This is a genomic window from Micromonospora carbonacea (assembly GCF_014205165.1).
GTDB lineage: Bacteria > Actinomycetota > Actinomycetes > Mycobacteriales > Micromonosporaceae > Micromonospora > Micromonospora carbonacea.
In genome coordinates this window covers 4,768,454-4,783,191 of record NZ_JACHMZ010000001.1, presented here as the reverse complement: position 1 = coordinate 4,783,191, position 14,738 = coordinate 4,768,454, and the positions used below count along the sequence as shown (strand labels likewise).

At 73.2% G+C, this 14,738-nt stretch carries 13 protein-coding genes; 9 read left to right on the top strand and 4 right to left on the bottom strand.

Annotation, left to right across the window (positions count from 1 at the left end; translation table 11 throughout):
* Nucleotides 1-103: 103 nt before the first annotated feature.
* Nucleotides 104-1,303 (top strand): IS110 family RNA-guided transposase, encoded by a 1,200-nt coding sequence (locus HDA31_RS19800; RefSeq protein ID WP_178067049.1) that lies wholly within the window; start codon nt 104-106, stop codon nt 1,301-1,303.
* Nucleotides 1,304-1,545: 242 nt separating this feature from the next.
* Here HDA31_RS19800 and HDA31_RS19795 read toward each other — a convergent pair whose 3' ends face one another.
* Nucleotides 1,546-2,160 carry a TetR/AcrR family transcriptional regulator gene (locus HDA31_RS19795; protein ID WP_178064029.1) on the bottom strand — a complete coding sequence of 205 codons (615 nt, stop codon included), beginning with the start codon at nt 2,158-2,160 and terminating at the stop codon, nt 1,546-1,548.
* A gap of 80 nt (nt 2,161-2,240) precedes the next feature.
* Between HDA31_RS19795 and HDA31_RS19790 the strand changes: the two genes are divergently transcribed.
* Entirely contained in the window at nt 2,241-3,110 is an 870-nt protein-coding gene (locus tag HDA31_RS19790) for an SDR family oxidoreductase (RefSeq protein WP_246384517.1), read from the top strand.
* 44 nt (nt 3,111-3,154) lie between these two features.
* On the opposite strand, the gene HDA31_RS19785 is transcribed toward HDA31_RS19790, so the two are convergent.
* Complete coding sequence (locus HDA31_RS19785; RefSeq protein WP_178064031.1) at nt 3,155-3,781, bottom strand: TetR/AcrR family transcriptional regulator; 627 nt, start codon at nt 3,779-3,781, stop codon at nt 3,155-3,157.
* A 183-nt stretch (nt 3,782-3,964) separates the two neighbouring features.
* Here HDA31_RS19785 and HDA31_RS19780 point away from each other — a divergent pair, with 183 nt between their 5' ends.
* Complete coding sequence (locus HDA31_RS19780) at nt 3,965-5,125, top strand: pyridoxamine 5'-phosphate oxidase family protein (protein WP_178064032.1); 1,161 nt, start codon at nt 3,965-3,967, stop codon at nt 5,123-5,125.
* A 33-nt stretch (nt 5,126-5,158) separates the two neighbouring features.
* On the opposite strand, the gene HDA31_RS19775 is transcribed toward HDA31_RS19780, so the two are convergent.
* Nucleotides 5,159-6,283, bottom strand: coding sequence for an FAD-dependent oxidoreductase (locus HDA31_RS19775; RefSeq protein ID WP_178064033.1), 1,125 nt, complete (start codon nt 6,281-6,283; stop codon nt 5,159-5,161).
* A 30-nt stretch (nt 6,284-6,313) separates the two neighbouring features.
* On the opposite strand from HDA31_RS19775, the gene HDA31_RS19770 reads away from it, so the two are divergent.
* Nucleotides 6,314-7,036, top strand: a complete 723-nt coding sequence (locus HDA31_RS19770; RefSeq protein ID WP_178064034.1) for a TetR/AcrR family transcriptional regulator C-terminal domain-containing protein — start codon at nt 6,314-6,316, stop codon at nt 7,034-7,036.
* Here HDA31_RS19770 and HDA31_RS19765 read toward each other — a convergent pair.
* A complete protein-coding gene (locus HDA31_RS19765) occupies nt 7,017-7,928 on the bottom strand; it encodes an oxidoreductase (RefSeq protein ID WP_178064035.1) in 912 nt (303 codons plus the stop codon). The genes HDA31_RS19770 and HDA31_RS19765 overlap by 20 nt on opposite strands.
* 124 nt (nt 7,929-8,052) lie before the next feature.
* Here HDA31_RS19765 and HDA31_RS19760 point away from each other — a divergent pair, with 124 nt between their 5' ends.
* The 5 genes from HDA31_RS19760 (at nt 8,053) to katG (ending at nt 14,725) form a co-directional block, all read left to right on the top strand.
* A complete protein-coding gene (locus HDA31_RS19760; RefSeq protein ID WP_178064036.1) occupies nt 8,053-8,922 on the top strand; it encodes a helix-turn-helix domain-containing protein in 870 nt (289 codons plus the stop codon).
* A gap of 285 nt (nt 8,923-9,207) precedes the next feature.
* Nucleotides 9,208-10,545 (top strand): poly(ethylene terephthalate) hydrolase family protein, encoded by a 1,338-nt coding sequence (locus HDA31_RS19755; protein WP_376701399.1) that lies wholly within the window; start codon nt 9,208-9,210, stop codon nt 10,543-10,545.
* Nucleotides 10,546-10,628: 83 nt separating this feature from the next.
* Complete coding sequence (locus tag HDA31_RS19750) at nt 10,629-11,744, top strand: ricin-type beta-trefoil lectin domain protein (protein WP_178064037.1); 1,116 nt, start codon at nt 10,629-10,631, stop codon at nt 11,742-11,744.
* A gap of 231 nt (nt 11,745-11,975) precedes the next feature.
* Complete coding sequence (locus HDA31_RS19745; protein WP_043962656.1) at nt 11,976-12,425, top strand: Fur family transcriptional regulator; 450 nt, start codon at nt 11,976-11,978, stop codon at nt 12,423-12,425.
* Between the two features lie 23 nt (nt 12,426-12,448).
* On the top strand, nt 12,449-14,725 hold the full coding sequence (katG, locus tag HDA31_RS19740) for a catalase/peroxidase HPI (protein WP_178064038.1): 2,277 nt from the start codon (nt 12,449-12,451) through the stop codon (nt 14,723-14,725).
* The last annotated feature ends 13 nt before the right edge of the window (nt 14,726-14,738 follow it).

Below are 14,738 nucleotides of genomic sequence, written 5' to 3'. Positions count from 1 at the left end.
ACGGCCGCCCCGTGTTGGGGTAGGTCTCTTCGTAACGTGGCTGCCGGCAGTCCGACGCCCAGACTGCGGCCGGGGCCACGAGTGATGCGTGGAGGCGGGTGTGGTGCACGACGGATACGGTGTCTACCTCGGCTTGGACGTCGGCAAGGGTGATCACCACGCGGTCGGGTTGACCCCGGACGGCAGACGGTTGCACGACGCGCCGCTACCGAACACCGAGGCCCGGCTGCGGCAACTGTTCGACAAACTCTCCCGTCACGGCCAGGTCCTGGTCGTGGTCGACCAACCCGCCTCGATCGGTGCCCTGCCGGTGGCGGTGGCTCGGGCGTGCGGGCATCAGGTGGCCTACCTGCCCGGGCTGGCGATGCGCCGGATCGCTGACCTGCACCCAGGTTCGGCGAAGACCGACGCCAGAGACGCGTACGTCATCGCTGACGCGGCTCGTACCCTGCCGCACACGCTGCGGCGGGTCGACACCGGCGACGAGACCCTGGCTGAGCTGGAAGTTCTCGTCGGCTTCGACGACGACCTCGCCGGCGAAGCCACCCGGATATCGAACCGGATACGGGGCCTGCTGACGCAGATCCACCCCGCGCTGGAACGAGTCCTCGGCCCTAAGGTGCACCACAAAGCGGTACTGGAGCTGCTGTCCCGTTGCGGAGGACCCGCCGGGCTGCGCAAAGCCGGCCGCCGCAAACTGACCTCGATCGCCACAGCACACGCACCCCGCATGGGTGAACGGCTCGTCGAGCAGATCATGACCGCCCTGGACGAGCAGACCGTCACCGTTCCCGGCACCCAAGCGGCCGAGACGATCCTGCCTCGCCTCGCCGACAGCCTCCGCGAGACTCTGCGCCAGCGTGACCAGATCGGCGCTCAGGTCGAGGGGATGCTTGATGCGCACCCTCTTGCCCCGGTCCTGACCTCGATGCCCGGCATCGGCGTCAGGACCGCAGCCCGGATCCTCCTCGAAGTCGGCGACGGCACCGCCTTCGCCACCCCCGGCCACCTCGCCGCCTATGCCGGCCTGGCACCGGTAACCCGACGATCCGGCAGCAGCATCCGCGGCGAACACCCGCCAAGGGGCGGCAACAAGAACCTCAAACGCGCGTTCTTCCTCGCCGCCTTCGCAGCCCTCGCCGACCCCGTGAGCAGGGCCTACTACGACCGCAAACGCGCCGAAGGCAAACGCCACAACGCCGCCCTCATCTGCCTCGCCCGCCGCCGCTGCGACGTCCTCCACGCCATGCTCCGCAACAAGATCCCCTACCAACCACGCCCCACCAGCCCCGCCACCGCTTGACGAAACCCATAGGGACACCCCCCCCGGGGCCGGCGCGCGGCCCGTCACTCCGCGGTCCCGTCACTCCTCGTCCGGGCCGACGCTGACTGACCGGCGATCTTGCAGTTGGGGCCCCGGCAAAAGGGGTGAAGCGGGCTTCTGAGGGGCCGAAAGTGCAAGATCGACGCGGCGAGGGGGAGGGCGGGGCGGGGGGAGGGAGGCGAGGGGGGCGAGGGGGGGCGAGGGGGGGCGAGGGGGGCTGGTTAGAGGTGGTTTGTGGCGCGGGCCAACTGGGCGAAGGCCAGGTCCGCGTCGGCGGCCGCCTCCGGGTGTACGTCGCGTGCGGTGCGTCCGGCGGCGATCTTCTGCCAGTTGGCGCGGGCGAGCACGCGTTGCACGGCGATCACCTGGGCGGCCAGCAGCCGGCCCCGGACGCCGGGGTCGAGGGCGGCGGCCAGGGCGTCCTCGTCGTCGCGCAGGTATTGCAGGAGCCGCCCCGCGAGGCTCGGGGTGCCGAACACCAGCCGGTGGAACGCCACCACCTCGGGGTGGTCGTTGAGGCCGGTGACGGGATCGAAGCGGTCGAGGCCGGCGCGGAAGTGCTGGTGCAGGGCCGCGATCGGCGGGGTGCCGGGGCGGCGGGCGCGGACCACGCGCGCGGCCTCGCCGCTGTGGTCGGCGAAGCGGTGCAGGACGAGGTCTTCCTTGGTGGGGAAGTAGCGGAACAGGGTGGGTTTCGACACCTCGGCCGCCGCGGCGATGTCGGACACGGACACCTGGTCGAACCCGCGCGCCAGGAACAGCGAGATCGCCGCGTCGGCGATCGCGTCCCGGGTTCGTGCCTTCTTGCGGGCCCGCAGCCCGACCGGCTCGCTCACCGCGCCAGCGTAACCTTTGTTACCGGGTTGCTTTCGTAACTTGGTAACGATTGGATGGCGTCATGGGACACGCTGACACCGTGACAACCACAGGGCCGCCGGTGCTGGTCACCGGGGCGACCGGGCGCATCGGCCGCGCCGTGGTCGACCGGCTGACCGGGGCGGGCGTGCCGGTCCGCGCCCTCGTGCGGCGGGCGGACGCGGCGGCGACGCTGCCCGCCGGCGTCGAGGTCGTCACCGGCGACCTCACCGTGCCCGGGTCGCTCGACGCCGCGCTGCCCGGCGTCGGCGCGGTCTTCCTGGTCTGGACCGCCCCGCCGCAGACCGCTCCGGCCGTCGTCGACCGGCTGGCCGCCCACGCGCCACGGGTCGTCTACCTGTCCGCGCCGCACCGGACCCCGCACCCGTTCTTCCAGCAGCCCAACCCGATGGCGGCGCTGCACGCCGGGAACGAGCAGTTCATCGCGGCCGCCGGGCTCGACGCGACGATCGTCCGGCCGGGCATGTTCGCGTCGAACGCCCTGTCGTGGTGGGCCGCCGCGATCCGGGGCGACGGCGTGGTCCGGTGGCCGTACGGCGCGGCCGAGACCGCCCCCGTCGACGACCGCGACGTGGCCGAGGTCGTCGCGCGGATCCTGCGCGACGGCGGGCACGTCGGCGGCGACCACGTCCTGACCGGCCCCGAGTCGCTCACCCAGGCCGACCAGGTGCGCATCGTCGGCGAAGCGCTGGGCCGCCGGCTCACGTTCGAGGAGATGCCACCCGACGAGTTCCGGCGCGCCGCCCCGGAGGCCGCGCGCCCGGCCGTGGACATGCTCCTGGCCGCGTGGCGGGCCGCGACGGGACGCCCGGCGTACGTCACCTCCACCGTGGCCGACCTGCTCGGCAGGCCGGCGCGCGCCTTCCGCCAGTGGGCCACCGACCACGCCCCGGAGTTCACCGGCGGGTGACGCCGGTCGGCTCCCGGCCGCCGCGCAGAACCGTGCCGGCGCAGCTACGGCTGTCGGTCGCCGCGGAGATAGCGGGTGATCATGTCGACCAGCTCGGTTTCGAGCGTCTCGACCGGGATGGCCCGGGGGCCGGCCATGAGCCGGTGGGTGTTGATCTCCACGGTGAAGGTGATCAGCTCGGCGGCGGTGTCGAGGTCCCGGACCGTGACGTCCGGGTGCCGGGCGAGGAGGTCGCGCACCTGGGCGACGCGGGTCCGTCCGTGCCGGTCGATCGCGTCGCGCAGCTCCTTCGACGCGGGCGCCTCTTCGATCATGATGCGGAGCAACTGGGGGTCGTCGTCGTGGTGGTCGATCGCGTCGCGGACCAGCGCCCGCACCAGCGCCTTCAGGCTCCCGGCGGACAGGTCGAGCTGGTCGGCCTGCGTCCAGACGCCGCGGTCGATGTGCTGCACCAGCAGCGCGGCGAGGATGGCGTCCTTGTTCGGGAAGTACTGGTAGAGCGAGCCGATGGAGACGCGGGCGTGCTCGGCGATGCGGTTGGTGGTGCCGGCGGCGTAGCCGTGCTCGGCGAAAATGTGAGCAGCGGCGGCGAGGATGCGCTTGCGGGTGAGCTCGGCGCGCACCTGCCGGGGCGTGCGACGTGGCTGAAGACGACGTTCGGCGGCGGCCATCCGCAGGCTCCTTCCAGGACGGAAAAGCGAGTAGCCAAGGACCTGAGCTGTTGCTCACAATAGTGTCATGAGCTGCGAAAACGGCAGCCCCTGATCATGGCGGGTCGGCCGTGCGGAGACGAGCCTCCATCCGACGGCTGCCCGGCATCCGGGCCGCTCCGCCCCGCCCGAGAGGACCTTCCCATGCGAGGGACAGACGATGCTGTCACCCCCCACCGGCTGACGACGGCGGACGAGGTGGAGGCGGTCGTCGGCCGCCCGGCGGCGATGGTCATGCTCAAGCAGGTCGACGCCCTCGACGAGGGCTGCCGCGCCCTCCTCGCCCGGTGCCCGATCGCGGCCTTCGGCTACCGGGACGCCCACGGCGTCAGCCGGACGACCTTCGTCGGCGGCACACCGGGGTTCGTCCGCGTCCACTCGCCCACGCGGGTCTCGTTCTCCCTGCCGGAACCGGGCGGACCGCGCGGCCCCGTCTCGTTCTTCTTCCTGCTGCCGGGCGTCGGGGAGGTCCTGCGCGTCAACGGCGCGGTGGCTGCCCGCAGGGGCGCGGCGACGACCGTCGACGTCAAGGAGGTCTGGGTCCACTGCGCGCAGGCCATCCTCCGGTCCCGGCTGTGGCAGTCGCCCGGCCCGGCCGAGTCGCCCGCCTCAGCCGAGTGGCCCGTCGTGGCAGAGCCGGCCGTCGTGGTCGCCGGGGACGGGCCCCTGTGCCAGCCCGGCGTCGCCGGGTTCCTGGCCGCCGCGCGGTTCCTCGCCCTGTCCACCTGGGACGCCCGAGGCGGGAGCGACACGAGCCCGCGCGGAGACCGGCAGGCGGTGGCGCGCATCCTGGACGGCCGCACGCTCGTCATCCCGGACCGCAGGGGCAACAGACGCGCCGACACGCTCCACAACCTGTTGCGGGACGACCGGCTCTCGCTCGCCGCGCTCGTCCCCGGCCGCAACGGCGTGCTGCACGTGCGCGGCCGGGGCGTGATCACCGACGATCCGGCCCTGCTGGAGACGATGGCGCTACGCGGGACGCCCCCACACGCGGCGTTGGTCGTCGACGTCGAGCACGCCGAGGTGACCGGCAACGACCCGATCGCCCGCTCCCGGATGTGGGCCGGCGACACGCACGTCGCGCGCGGCACGGTGCCGGACCTGATGGCGCTGGCGGGCGAACACCTCACCGCCAACGCGGCCACCTCCCGGGGAGGCCCGCCCGCGTTCCTGTTGAAGGCGGTCGGGGCGATCCCGGGGGCGACGCGGTTGATGCGGCTGGCGCTGGATCGTGCCTACCGCTCGGGGTTGCGCAAAGAGGGCTACGACGACGTCCCGCCCGGCGACGACAGGCCTCGGTGAGGAGCGGCTCGCCGGCAGGCCAGGATGTGCGGGTCAGGTGGCGGGTGCCGGCTCGGAGCGTCGTGGGGTGAAGAAGCGGACGAGGTCGTCGGCCGCCGTGGGCGACAGCATCATCGCCTGGACCCGGGCGGACATCTCGGCGATCGGCCGGATCCTGGTGAACATCGCCTCCTCGTACGCCCGGATCGCCCGGTCGGGGTCGGCGGGGTCGGCGGCGAGCGCGGCGGCGAGTTCGGCCGCGTCCAGCATGGCCTGGTTGGCGCCCTCGCCGACCGGTGGCATGAGGTGCGCGGCGTCGCCGACGAGGGTGACGCCCGGCCGGTGGGCCCAGCGGGCGTCGGCGGGCATCGCCTCGATGCGGCGCGGCAGCGGTGGGCCGTCGCTCGCCTCGATGAGCGCGGTGAGCCGAGGGTCCCAGCCGTCGAACAGCTCCAGCAGCGTGCGCCTGCTGCGGTAGTGGGCCAGGGGGCGGTCGTCCGCGCGCAGGGAGACGCCGATCCGGATGCTGCCGTCGCCGAGGCGCTGTGCCGACAGGACCCGGTTCGCGCCGACGCACCAGAAGTTGCCGGGGCCGACCAGCTCGGCGATGTCGGGGTGGCGGCGCGCGGCGTCGCTGATGCCCAGCTCCACGACGGTGGCCACGTGGGACAGCCGCGCGTCGGTCAGCAGCGGCCGGACGACCGAGCGTGCGCCGTCCGCACCGACGAGGACGTCGCAGCCGGCGCGGTGGCCGTCGGCGAAGGCCAGGTCGAACCCTCCGGCGGGTCGGGGCGTCGCCGCGACGAGTTGGCGTCGCCAGGCCACCGTGTCGCCGGGGAGCGAGTCGAGCAGCAGGTCACGCAGCACGCTGCGGTCGATCTCGGGGCGTCCGGAGAACGAGCCGGGCGACGGCCGGTGGTGGACGAGGGTGCGCCCGGCCGGGTCGAGGATGCGGTGTTCCTCGCCCTCCGGCCGCGCCGCCGCCCGGAAGCCCCCGGCGAGACCCGCGTCGGCCAGCGCCCGTTGCCCGGACTCCGGATGCAGGTCGAGCGATCCGCCCTGGGCCCGCGCGGATCGGCCGGCGTCGCGTTCGTAGACCGTCGCGTCGATGCCGTGCCGGTGCAGGATCCGGGCCAACGTCAGCCCGCCCATGCCGCCACCGACTATCGCCACTCGCATCGCCAGCTCCCTTGCCGTACGCTGTATTCCATGGATACACCGTACGGTAGCGTGCCGTTGCCCGTTTGGGAACGGCCCGAGCCTCAGCCCCGGGCGGCCTCGGTGACGCTGAGCCGGGCGAAGATCGCCGCTGCGGCGATCCGGATCGCCGACGCGGACGGCCTGGACGGGCTGTCGGTCCGCAAGATCGCCAAGGAGCTCGGCGTCGGCCCGATGCGCCTCTACGACTACGTGATCAACAGATCCGAGCTGCTCGACCTGATGGTCGACACCGTGTATGCCCGGATCGCCGAGGTCGGCCAGCAACCCGGGTGGCGCGACACGGTGCTGGCCGTCGCCCACCGGACCCGCGCCGCCGCCCTGGAGCACGAATGGTTCGTCGACCTGCTCGGCGCGCGACCGCACCTGGGCCCGCACGCGCTCGCCGTGGGCGAGGCGAACGCGGCGGCGCTCAGCCAGGCCCCCGGCGTGCGCGGCGTCGACGACCTCCAACGGGCCCTGGGCGTCCTCAACGCGTTCCTCGTCGGGGCGCTCCGCCGGGAGATCACCGAGCGCCGCACCGCCCGGTCGACCGGCACCGACGTGTCCGCCTGGCAGGCGGCCCACGGGCCCTACCTGACCCGGATGCTGGCCACCGGCCGCTATCCCACCGTCGCCCGGCTCGTCGTCGACGGGGCGCACCTCGACGCCGAGGAGACCTTCCACCGCAACCTGGCCGCCATCCTGGACGGCATCACCGCCCCGGGTAGCTGACGCCGGTCAGCTCCTCGGCCGCCGCCCAGAGCCGTCTGCCGGCCGCCGGGTCGGCGGCCTCGGAGCCGAGCCGGGCCTCGGCGACCGGCCCCCACGTCTCCCGCAGCCGGGACGGCCCGAAGAACTGGCCGCCCCGCACGCCGGGCGCCGTCGCCGCGTGCAACTGCGGCAGCGCGCCCTGCTCCACCGACTGGGTCGTCAGCAGGCCGAGCCGCGCGATCACCCGCCCCGCCCGGCCCCGGTGCTCCCAGGCGCGCGGGGTCAGGTTGGTGCGGCTGAGCCCGGGGTGGGCCAGCGCGCTGACGACCGGCGACCCGGCGGCGCGCAGCCGCCGGTCCAGCTCGACGCCGAAGATCGTGGTGGCGAGCTTGGACCGGCCGTAGGCGGCGGAGCCCCGGTAGTCGCGCTCGTACATCAGGTCGGCGAAGTCCAGGCGCGCGGTGCGGTGGGTGAGCGAGCTGAGGCTCACCACCCGGGCCTGCCGCGCCGCCGCCAGGCTGTCCAGCAGCAGCCCGGTCAGCGCGAAGTGGCCCAGCAGGTTGGTGGCCAGGTGCAGCTCGAAGCCGTCGGCGGAGGTGCGGCGGGGGCCGAGCAGCACCGCTCCGGCGTTGTTGACCAGCAGCTCGATGCGCGGGTGGTCGGCGACCAACTTCGCCGCGAAGGCGCGTACGGAGGCGAGGGAGGCCAGGTTTAGCTCGCGTACCTCGGTCTCGCCGCCGATGCGGCGGGCTGCCTCCCGGCCGGCGGCGGTGTCGCGGACGGCGAGCACGACGCGCGCGCCGTGGCGGGCCAGCTCGGTGGCGGTGACCAGGCCGAGGCCCGAGTTCGCGCCGGTCACGACGGCGACCCGGCCGTGCTGGTCGGGGATGTGGTCGGCGGTCCATGCGGTCATCTGCGGCTCCTCGAAGCGTCGGTGCGGCAGACGCTAGGCGCGGCGCGGGCCGGCTCCGGCGTTCCCGGTTGCCTAGGTTCGCCGGACCTACCCTCGGCGGTCCGGGCCGCGCCACACTGGCAGCATGAGCCATCCGTACGCCCGCGAACTGGGCGACTTCCTGCGCGCCCGGCGCGGCCGGCTGCGCCCGCGCGACGTCGGCCTGGAGCCGGGCGGCCGGCGCAAGGTGGCCGGGCTGCGCCGCGAGGAGGTGGCCCTGCTGGCGGGGCTGAGCACCGACTACTACCAGCGGATGGAGCAGGGCCGCGAGGTGCGCCCGTCCGACGACGTGCTGGCCGCGATCGCCGGCGCGCTCGGCCTCGACGAGAAGGAACGCCGGCACCTGTTCACCCTGGCCCGCGCTGCCCGCCGGCCGGTGCCCGCCCGCGGCGACCACGGCCCGGAGCGGGTGCCGGAGGGCACCCGGCGGCTGCTGCGGGTGCTGGACACCCCGGCGGTCGTGCTGGGCCGGCACCTCGACCTGCTCGCCTGGAATCCGATGGCCCGCGCGCTGCTCGGCGACCCGGACGGACATCCGCCCGAGCGGCTCAACATGCTGCTGCTGATGTTCGACGACGCGCTGACCGGGCAACGGAGCTGTCCCGACTGGGAGCGCCAGGCCCTCGACTACATCGGCATGATGCGGGTCGCCGTCGCCGCCGACCCCACCCACCCGCGCGCCACCGCCGTCGTCGGCGAGCTGAGCATCCGCAGCGCCGAGTTCCGCCGGTTGTGGGCCCGGCACGACGTGCGCGAATCGGTCAGCGGCACCAAGACCTTCCGCGTACCGGAGGTCGGCGACATCGTGCTGGACTGGGACACGTACCCGCTGCCGGGCCACCCCGGCCCGGTCATGCTGGTCTTCACCGCCGACCCCGGCAGCGCCGACGCGGACCGGCTGCGGCTGCTGGCGTCGCTGCACGCGACCCGGCGGCACGCCGGCGGAGGCCGCTGACCGGGCGTTCCGGCTCAGCCTCGGCGCACCGGCGCCCGACGCCTCCGGGCCGGGTGCGCGACAGCGCCGGACCCGTCGACCACGGACCGTCACCGGCAGCTCAGCCGTGCGGATTAATTGACCGACATGAATCACGGACGTAATGTGAGCGATAACATCGCGAGCTCGCCCGACACGTCGGCCGGGGCTGCGGTCCATGCCCGTACCCGGGGATCGCCACGGGACGGGCAGGGACGGGCACCCCCTCCACCGAACGCGGGCCTTGCCTGATCGAAGGAGGAACCAGTGGAGCTGCCAGCAGACGCGCCCTCGACGCCGAGAGTCAGGGGCCGTGCGCCATCCGCGCCCCGGCTGCGCATCGTCACGTGGCTGACGGCCGCGCTCGCGCTGGTCCTCGGCCTGACGATGGCGATGACCGCGCCGCGCGCGGCGTCGGCCGCCGACAACCCGTACCAGCGGGGCCCGGACCCGACCCTGGCCAGCGTCGCCGCCAGCCGGGGCCCGTTCGCCACGACGCAGGCGACCGTGCCGCCGGGCAACGGCTTCAACGGCGGGTACGTCTACTACCCGACCGACACCAGCCTGGGCACCTGGGGCGCGGTGGCGATCGTCCCCGGCTATTCCGCGCTGTTCGCCAACGAGGAAGCCTGGATGGGGCCCTGGCTGGCGTCCTTCGGGTTCGTGGTGCTCGGCATCGAGACCAACAGCCGCAACGACGGGGCCGACGCCCGCGCCACCCAGCTGCTCGCGGCGCTGGACTACCTCACCCAGTCCAGCCCCGTGCGCAACCGGGTCGACCCCAACCGGCTGAGCGTCATGGGCCACTCCGCGGGCGGGGCCGGGACGCTCATGGCGGCGCTGCGCCGGCCCTCGCTGAAGACCGCCGTCGGTCTCGCGCCCGGCGCGCCCGGCAACAGCCTGAACATGTCCACCACCAAGGTGCCCACGATGCTCATCTCCGGGCAGAACGACGGCACGGTCACGCCGTCGTACGTGCAGGGCATCTACAACACGCTGCCCGCCTCCGTGGAGCACGCCTGGGCGGAGCTGGCCGGCAACGACCACCTCTCGTTCACCCGGCCGAACCCCACCGAGATGCGGATCCTGATCCCCTGGCTCAAGATCTTCCTGGACAACGACACGCGGTACACGCAGTTCCTCTGCCCGCTGGCGGACAGCACCGGCGTCTCGCGCTACAACTCCACCTGCCCGCTGGTGCCGCCGGGCGTGCCGACGTCGCCGCCCACCACCCCGCCCACCAGCACGCCGCCGCCCACGGGCCCGCCGACGAGCCCCCCGCCGCCGACGACCACCCCGCCGCCCTCGGGTGCCGCCTGCACGGCGACCTACCGCACCGTCGGCTCGTGGTCCGGCGGCTTCCAGGGCGAGGTCACCGTGACCGCCGGCAGCGCCGCCATCAACGGATGGACCGTCCGCCTGGACCTCGGCGGCGGGCAGAGCATCAGCCAGGTCTGGAACGGCACCCTGAGCACCAGCGGCTCGACGGCGACCGTGCGCAACGTCTCCTACAACGGGTCGCTCGCCGCCGCCGGCTCGACGACCTTCGGCTTCCTCGGCTCCGGCACGCCGCCCGCGCCGACGCCGACCTGCACCAGCCCGTGACAGCGACCTGCACCAGCCCGTGACGGCGGCGACCTGCACCAGGCCGTGACCGACGACAGAGATCGATCCAGGGAGAGGAATCCATGCGAACGAGGGCAAGGTGGCTCGCGGCGCTCGCCGCGTTCGGGGTGGCGGTCGCCGGGGTGCTGGCCGCGCCGGCCGGACCGGCCAGCGCGGAGTCCAACGGCGGGGTGCGGGTGATGCCGCTGGGCGACTCGATCACCGAGGGCACCCAGGTGCCGGGCGGCTACCGCATCGGCCTGTGGCAGCGCCTCGCCGCCGGCCGCTACACGGTCGACTTCGTCGGGTCGCAGTTCAACGGGCCGGCGAGCCTGGGCGACCACGACCACCAGGGGCACCCCGGCTGGCGCATCGACCAGATCGACGCGAACGTCGTCGGCTGGCTGAACACCCAGCGGCCGAAGAGCGTCCTGCTGCACATCGGCACCAACGACATCCTCCAGAACTACAACGTGAGCACCGCGCCGAACCGGCTCTCCAGCCTGATCGACAAGATCACCAACACGGTGCCCACCGCCGAGGTGTTCGTCGCGCAGATCATCACGCTGTCCAACAGCAACCAGGCGGCGGCCGCGCGCACCTTCAATGCGGCGATCCCCGGCATCGTGCAGAGCAAGGTGAACGCCGGCAAGCGGGTGCGCCTGGTCGACATGCAGAGCGCCCTCACCACCGCCGACCTGATCGACGGCGTCCACCCCACCGCCGGCGGCTACGACAAGATGGCCGCCCGCTGGTACGCCGCGTTGCAGTCGGTGCCCGGCAGCATCGGCGACCCGGGCACCGGCAGCGGCCAGGGCACCGCGCTCGTGGGCACCCTGTCCGGGCGGTGCGTCGACGTCCCCGGCTCCACCACCACCAACGGCACGCAGGTGCAGTTGTGGGACTGCCACGGCGGCGCCAACCAGCAGTGGACGTACACGTCCGGCAAGGCGCTGACCGTCTACGGCAACAAGTGTCTCGACGCGGCCGGCTACGGCACCTCGCCGGGCACCCTGGTCACGATCTACGACTGCCACGGCGGGGCGAACCAGCAGTGGAACGTCAACTCCAACGGCACCATCACCGGCGTGCAGTCCGGCCTCTGCCTGGACCCGTACAACCTGGGCACCGCCAACGGCACGAAGCTCGTGCTGTGGACGTGCACCGGCCAGACCAACCAGCAGTGGAGCCGCCGATAGCGTGACGGCCGGGCGGCCTTCGGGGGAGGGCAGCCCGGCGGGTGTGCGGTGCGGGCGGGATCGTGCCCGATCGCGGAACGAGTGGCCTCCTGGCCGGAACCACCCCACTCGTTCCCGATCGGGCACGATCCCGTTCGGGGTGAGGGTCCGTGACCCCGCCGGTGGCGAAATGTGTGGGTTGAGTCGGCAGAAAACTTGATTGATTCCAGAACAGTGGGCTAGGTTCGGGGGGTGACGCCCGACTTCGAGACCCAGCTCCGGGCGGTCTCGTTGCGCGTGACCCGGCCCCGGTTGGCGGTGCTCGCCGCGCTGCGCGACCACCCGCACGTCGACACCGACACGGTGATCGCCCTGGTCCGGGCCGACCAGCCCACGGTCTCCCACCAGGCGGTCTACGACGTGCTCCGGGCGCTCACCGACGCCGGCCTGGTGCGGCGCATCCAGCCCGCCGGGGCGACCGCCCGCTACGAGTGCCGGGTGGGGGACAACCACCACCACGTCGTGTGCCGCTCCTGCGGCGCGATCGCCGACGTCGACTGCGCCGTCGGCCATGCACCCTGCCTCACCGCCTCCGACGATCACGGTTTCGACGTCGACGAGGCAGAGGTCGTCTACTGGGGCACCTGCCCCGGTTGCGCGACCGCACGCACCGCCCAGCCAACCCAACGCACCGCCCAGTGACCAGCCAGTCCGGAAGGAAACCGATGAGCGACACCCAGGACAACGCGCCCGTCAGCGCCCAGGGCGTGGACAAGAAGGAGGCGGCCGGCTGCCCGGTCGCGCACGACTCCGTCACCGCGCAGGGCAGCGAGAGCGAGAACCCGGCGATCGACTCGCCGACGCCGAAGACGGGCGGGCGTCCCCGCACCAACCGGGACTGGTGGCCCAACCAGCTCGACCTGTCGGTCCTGCACGCCCAGTCGCCCAAGGGCAACCCGCTGGGGGCCGACTTCAGCTACGCCCAGGAGTTCGCCAAGCTCGACGTCGAGGCGCTCAAGCGGGACATCGTTGACGTCCTCACCACGTCGCAGGACTGGTGGCCGGCCGACTTCGGCCACTACGGCGGCCTGATGATCCGGATGAGCTGGCACGCGGCGGGCACCTACCGCATCGAGGACGGCCGCGGCGGCGCCGGCGACGGCGGCCAGCGGTTCGCCCCGCTCAACAGCTGGCCGGACAACGCCAACCTCGACAAGGCCCGCCGGCTGCTCTGGCCGGTCAAGCAGAAGTACGGCCAGAAGATCTCGTGGGCCGACCTGCTCGTGCTCGCCGGCAACGTGGCCCTGGAGTCGATGGGCTTCAAGACCTTCGGCTTCGGCTTCGGCCGCGAGGACGTCTGGGAGCCCGAGGAGATCTTCTGGGGCCCGGAGGACACCTGGCTCGGCGACGAGCGCTACGCCTCCGAGAAGGAGATGACGCCCGGCGTCGGCGCGACCGAGATGGGCCTCATCTACGTCAACCCGGAGGGCCCGCGCGGCAACGCCGACCCGGCCGCGGCGGCGCACTTCATCCGCGAGACGTTCCGCCGGATGGCGATGGACGACGAGGAGACCGTCGCCCTCATCGCCGGCGGCCACACCTTCGGCAAGACGCACGGCGCGGGCGTCGCCGACGACCACGTGGGCCCCGAGCCCGAGGGCGCCCCGCTGGAGGCGCAGGGCCTGGGCTGGCTGAGCACCCACGGCAGCGGCAAGGGCGGCGACACGATCACCAGCGGCCTCGAGGTGACGTGGACCGACAAGCCGACGCAGTGGAGCAACCGGTTCTTCGAGATCCTCTTCGGCTACGAGTGGGAGCTGACCACCAGCCCCGGCGGGGCGAAGCAGTGGGTCGCGAAGGACGCCGAGGCGATCATCCCGGACGCCCACGACCCGGCGAAGAAGCACAAGCCGACGATGCTGACGACCGACCTGTCGCTGCGCGTCGACCCGGCGTACGAGAAGATCTCGCGCCGCTTCCTGGAGCACCCCGACGAGTTCGCGCTGGCCTTCGCCAAGGCGTGGTACAAGCTGCTCCACCGCGACATGGGCCCGGTCAGCCGCTTCCTCGGCCCGTGGGTGCCCGAGGCCCAGCTCTGGCAGGACCCGGTGCCGGCCGTCGACCACGACCTCGTCGGTGACGCCGACGTGGCCGCCCTCAAGGCCAAGGTCCTGGCCTCCGGCCTCACCACCGCACAGCTCGTCTCCACCGCCTGGGCGTCGGCCGCGAGCTTCCGCTCCACCGACAAGCGCGGCGGCGCGAACGGCGCGCGGATCCGCCTCGAACCGCAGCGCGGTTGGGAGGTCAACCAGCCCGAGCAGCTCGCGACGGTCCTGGCGACCCTGGAGGGCATCCAGCAGGAGTTCAACTCCGCCGGCGGCGCGAAGATCTCGCTGGCCGACCTGATCGTGCTGGCCGGCTCGGCCGCCGTCGAGAAGGCGGCGCGCGACGCCGGGGTCGAGGTGACCGTGCCGTTCCGGCCGGGCCGCACCGACGCCTCGCAGGAGCAGACCGACGTCGAGTCGTTCCGGGTCATGGAGCCGCGCGCCGACGGTTTCCGCAACTACCTGCGCCCGGGCGAGAAGACCCAGCCGGAGGTGCTGCTCGTCGACCGCGCCTACATGCTCGACCTGACCGCGCCGGAGATGACCGTCCTCGTCGGCGGCCTGCGCGCCCTCGGCAACAACGTCGGCGGCACCGCGCACGGCGTGCTCACCGACCGGCCGGGCGTGCTCACCAACGACTTCTTCGCCAACCTGCTCTCCCCGGGCACCCGGTGGAAGGCGTCGGAGTCCGAGGAGCACGTCTACGAGATCCGGGACCTGGCCACCGACCAGGTGAAGTGGACCGCGACGGCGGTCGACCTCATCTTCGGCTCCAACTCCCAGCTCCGCGCCCTCGCCGAGGTCTACGCCAGCGACGACGCCCGCGAGAAGTTCGTCGCCGACTTCGTCGCGGCCTGGACCAAGGTCATGGAGCTCGACCGGTTCGACCTGGCCTGATCCGCCGCTTCAA